3 protein-coding genes are annotated in these 4300 nt (G+C 68.2%); all 3 read left to right on the top strand.

Annotated elements, in window-relative coordinates; all coding sequences use genetic code 11:
* The coding region (locus H928_RS32490) for a DUF5691 domain-containing protein (RefSeq protein WP_021027630.1) at positions 1 to 1077 on the top strand (1077 nt) is incomplete at its 5' end.
* A gap of 43 nt (positions 1078 to 1120) precedes the next feature.
* On the top strand, positions 1121 to 2203 hold the full coding sequence (locus H928_RS0117285; protein WP_021027629.1) for an AAA family ATPase: 1083 nt from the start codon (positions 1121 to 1123) through the stop codon (positions 2201 to 2203).
* 48 nt (positions 2204 to 2251) lie between these two features.
* A partial coding sequence (locus tag H928_RS28500; protein ID WP_043340834.1) for a DUF5682 family protein occupies positions 2252 to 4300 on the top strand: 2049 nt, incomplete at its 3' end.

Below are 4300 nucleotides of genomic sequence, written 5' to 3'. Positions count from 1 at the left end.
CGCGCGCGGCTGGAGGCCAGCCTCAAGGAGCTGAGCGCCCGCGAGCGTGCACCGATGGTGCAGAGCCTGGCGCGCGGCCTGTCGGCCCACGACGAGGCCTTGCTGGAAAAGCTGCTGGGCGACCGCAGCAAGGAGGTGCGCGAATCAGCCGCCAGCCTGCTCGCACGCCTGCCGCACAGCCCGCACAGCCAGCGCATGGGCGCAGCGCTGCAGGCCATGCTGAGCCAGGATGCCCAGGGCGAGTGGCAGATCGAGCCGCCCCAAGAGGGCCACAAGGACTGGGAGCGCGACGGCGTCACCCTGCAGCCGCCCGCCTATATCAAGGGCCATCGCGCCTGGTGGCTGCAGCAGCTGGTGGAGCTCACGCCCCTCGATTTCTGGCAGCACCATCTGGGCAAGACGCCCGAGCAGCTCTGGGAATGGAGCCGGCGCAGCGACTGGAAGGGCGCGCTGCGCCAGGGCTGGATTGCGGCTTTGCGTGCGCAACGCGATGTGCGCTGGCTGCCGCTGATCCAGAGCATGGAGGGCGACTCGCGCAGCAGCGATGTGCTGCCGCTGCTGATGGCCGAGCTCAGCGCCGCAGAGCGCGAAACCCAGTGGCTGGTGCAGTTGCAGGCCAAGCTGGGCAAGAGCGCCTTTATCGAGGCCATCCACCGCATCGACGAAGGCATGGGGCGCGCAGAGCTGCTCTCGCCTGCCATGTCGCGCTGGTTGCTGGAGGCCTTGCTCAGCACCTTGCAGGCGCGCCAGCCTGCGGGCAACTGGCACAGCTGGCAGGCCGACCATGCCGTTCTGGCCTGCGCACGCCGCCTGCAGGTGGCTGACCTGGAGCGCTTTGCGCAGCTGTGGCGCGCGCCACGGGCGGCAGCGCCTGCCGAGCCCACGGCGACCGACGACGCCGCCGCGCTGGTGGTGCCCGAAGGCAGTACCGAGGCCGACATCGCCAGACTCAAGAAGGAGCAGCAAGCGCGCCTGGAACGCTCGCGCCTGCGTCCCTGGGATGACGAGCAGGTGCTCGCCCAACTCAACCGCATTGTCGATCTGCGCCTGGCGCTGCAAGCGGCCCAGCCCGCCTGATGGCGCCCACCACCAACCTTTTGATCTCTACCGGAATCACACCATGAGCCAAGTACTACGCCAGCACGCCGAGCAGCAATTTGCCGAAGAACTGGATGCCCTGCAACAGGCCGATGACCGTCCGCGTCCGCCCAACTGGAAGCTCTCGCCCTGGGCCGTGCTGCAGTACCTGATGGGCGGCACGCTGAGCAATGGTTTTGAAGTGAGCGCCAAGTACATCGGCAGCCCACGCCTGATGGAGATCGCGGTATCGACCCTGGCCACCGACCGCGCACTGCTGCTGTACGGTGTGCCCGGCACGGCCAAGTCCTGGGTGTCCGAGCACCTGGCGGCAGCCGTGAGTGGCGACTCGACCATGCTGATCCAGGGCACGGCCGGCACCAGCGAAGAGCAACTGCGCTACGGCTGGAACTATGCCCAGCTGCTCGCCCATGGCCCCTCGGAAAAGGCGCTGGTCCCCAGCCCGCTGGTGCATGCGATGAAGCTGGGTAAGATCGCCCGCATCGAAGAGCTGACCCGCATCCCCGCCGATGTGCAGGACACCTTGATCACCGTGCTGTCCGAAAAGACCTTGCCGGTGCCCGAGCTCTCGACCGAGTTCCAGGCCGTCGCCGGCTTCTCGGTGATCGCCACGGCCAACAACCGCGACAAGGGCGTCAACGAGCTCTCCAGCGCCTTGAAGCGCCGCTTCAACACCGTCGTGCTGCCCGTGCCTGCCTCGCAGGATGAGGAAGTGAAGATCGTCACCAAGCGCGTGGGCGAGCAAAGCCGCGCGCTGCAACTGCCTGCCGAGGCCCCGGCGCTGGAAGAAGTGCGCCGCGTGGTGCGGATCTTCCGCGAGCTGCGCAATGGCCAGACCGAAGACGGCAAAACCGTGCGCATCAAGTCGCCCAGCTCCACCTTGTCGACCGCGGAGGCGATCTCGGTGATCAACAGCGGCATGGCGCTGGCCGGCCATTTTGGCGATGGCGTGCTGCGTGCACACGATGTCGCCTCGGGCCTCTTGGGCGCCGTCATCAAGGACCCGGTGCAGGACAGCGTGGTCTGGAAGGAATACCTGGAGACCGTCGTCAAAGAACGTGCCGAGTGGAAAGCCCTGTCCCGCGCCTGCCGCGAGCAAATCTAAGCCGCTGACACCGTTCTTCTTCTGCCCCCGACAACGCTGACCGAGCCCATGGCCACTTCTGCTGACAACGTCCATTTCTTTGGCATTCGCCACCACGGCCCGGGCTGTGCGCGCAGCCTGGTGCAAGCGCTGGCGCAACTGCAGCCCGACTGCCTGCTGGTGGAAGGCCCGCCCGAGGGCGAGGCGCTGCTGCCGATGCTGCGCAGTGCCGAGCTGCGCCCGCCTGTCGCCATGCTGGTGTACATGCAAGACGAGCCCAGCCAGGCCGCGTTCTACCCCTTTGCCGAGTTCTCGCCCGAATGGCAGGCGCTGCAATGGGCGAGCGAGCAGGGCGTGGCCACGCGCTTTATCGACCTGCCCCAAACCCATGCGATGGCCCAGGACTGGGCGCGGCGCCAGGCGCTGAAAAAGCCGGAGCCTGCGCAAGAGGTGGACGGGGAAGAGGGCGAGGACGATGCGCTGGAGGCAGCGGACGAGGCGCCAGGCGATGCCACTGAGGCCAGCGCCGACACGGCCCCGGTGGTGGATATGGACAGCGACGTCGGCGAACCGATCGAGAGCAAGCAGCCGCCAATGCGCGACCCGCTCGACTGGCTCGCCCATGCGGCCGGCTTTGAGGATGGCGAGAGCTGGTGGAACCGCCTGGTGGAAGAGCGGGGTGACAGCGAAGCGCTGTTCAGCAGCATCAACGAGGCCATGACGGCAGTGCGCAGCGAACTGGGCGGCGAGGGCGAGGCCTGGCGCGGCCCCCACTATGTGCTGCGCGAGGCCCAGCGGGAGGCGCATATGCGCCAGTGCATCCGTGAGGCAGTCAAGGCCGGCTACCAGCGCATTGCGGTGGTCTGCGGCGCCTGGCATGTGCCAGCCTTGCAGCAAAGCACCACCGCCAAGGCCGACAGCGCCGTGCTCAAGGGCTTGCCCAAGGCCAAGGTGCTGGCGACCTGGGCGCCCTGGACCTACCGCAACCTGGCCAGCCGCAGCGGCTATGGCGCAGGGGTCACCTCGCCGGGCTGGTACGCGCATCTCTGGCAGTGCTACCGGGCCGATGCGGCCTTGGCGCGGCAGGCGGCAGAAGGCCTGCCTGCACGCAGCGCCCGCGATGCTGCCACCTTGCGCACCGCAGGCTGGCTGACCCGCGTGGCACGCCTGCTGCGCGACAAGGACCTGGACTGCTCCAGCGCCCACATCATCGAGGCCACCCGTTTGGCCGAAGGCCTGGCTGCCATGCGTGGCCAGCCGATACCCGGGCTGCAGGAGATCAACGAGGCCATCGTGACGGTGGTCTGCATGGGCGAGACCGCGCCGCTGACCCTGATCGACGACGAGCTCACCGTCGGCCATGTGCTGGGCTCGGTGCCCGCCGATGTGCCGCAGGTGCCGCTGCAGCGCGATATCGAGCAGCAGCAAAAATCGCTGCGCATGAAGCCCGAGGCGGCCAGCAAGCTGCTGGCCTTGGATCTGCGCAAGGAGACCGACCTGGCGCGCAGCCATTTTCTGCACCGCCTGCGCTTGTTGGGCATTGGCTGGGGTACGCGTGCGGCCGATGCGCAGCGCAACCGCGGCACCTTCCGCGAGAGCTGGCAGATGCAGTGGGAGCCAGAGCTGGCCGTGCGCATCATCGAGGCCAGCGTGCATGGCGCCACCGTGGCGCAGGCCGCCACCGCGCGCTTGCGCGCCAGCCTCTCGCCCGATATGCCCTTGCCCGAGATTGCGCAGGCGATTGACGACGCACTTCTGGCCAATCTGCCGCAGCTGGTCGAATCGCTGATTGCCACCCTGGCCGAGCGCGCGGCCACCACCGGTGATGTGGCCCAGCTGCTGCAGGCGCTGCCGCCGCTGGCCAATGTGTACCGCTACGGCAGCGTGCGCCAGACCGATACGGCCTTGCTGGCCACCGTCATCGATTCGCTGGTGCTGCGCGCCGCCATTGGCCTGCCAGTCGCCTGCATGGCGATGGACGAAGAGGCCGCTGCTGCGATGAAGGGCAAGGTGCTGGCCGCGCATGAGGCGCTGCGCCTGCGCGGCAATGATGCGCAAGCCCAGGCCGCAGTCGACGCCTGGCGCGCTGCGTTGCGCAGCCTGGCGATGGGCGATGCC

It is taken from the genome of Comamonas sp. B-9 (assembly GCF_000410635.1).
Taxonomy (GTDB): Bacteria; Pseudomonadota; Gammaproteobacteria; order Burkholderiales; family Burkholderiaceae_C; genus Comamonas.
Note: the sequence above shows the minus strand (reverse complement) of the source record. Positions and strands in the feature narration are given on the sequence as shown.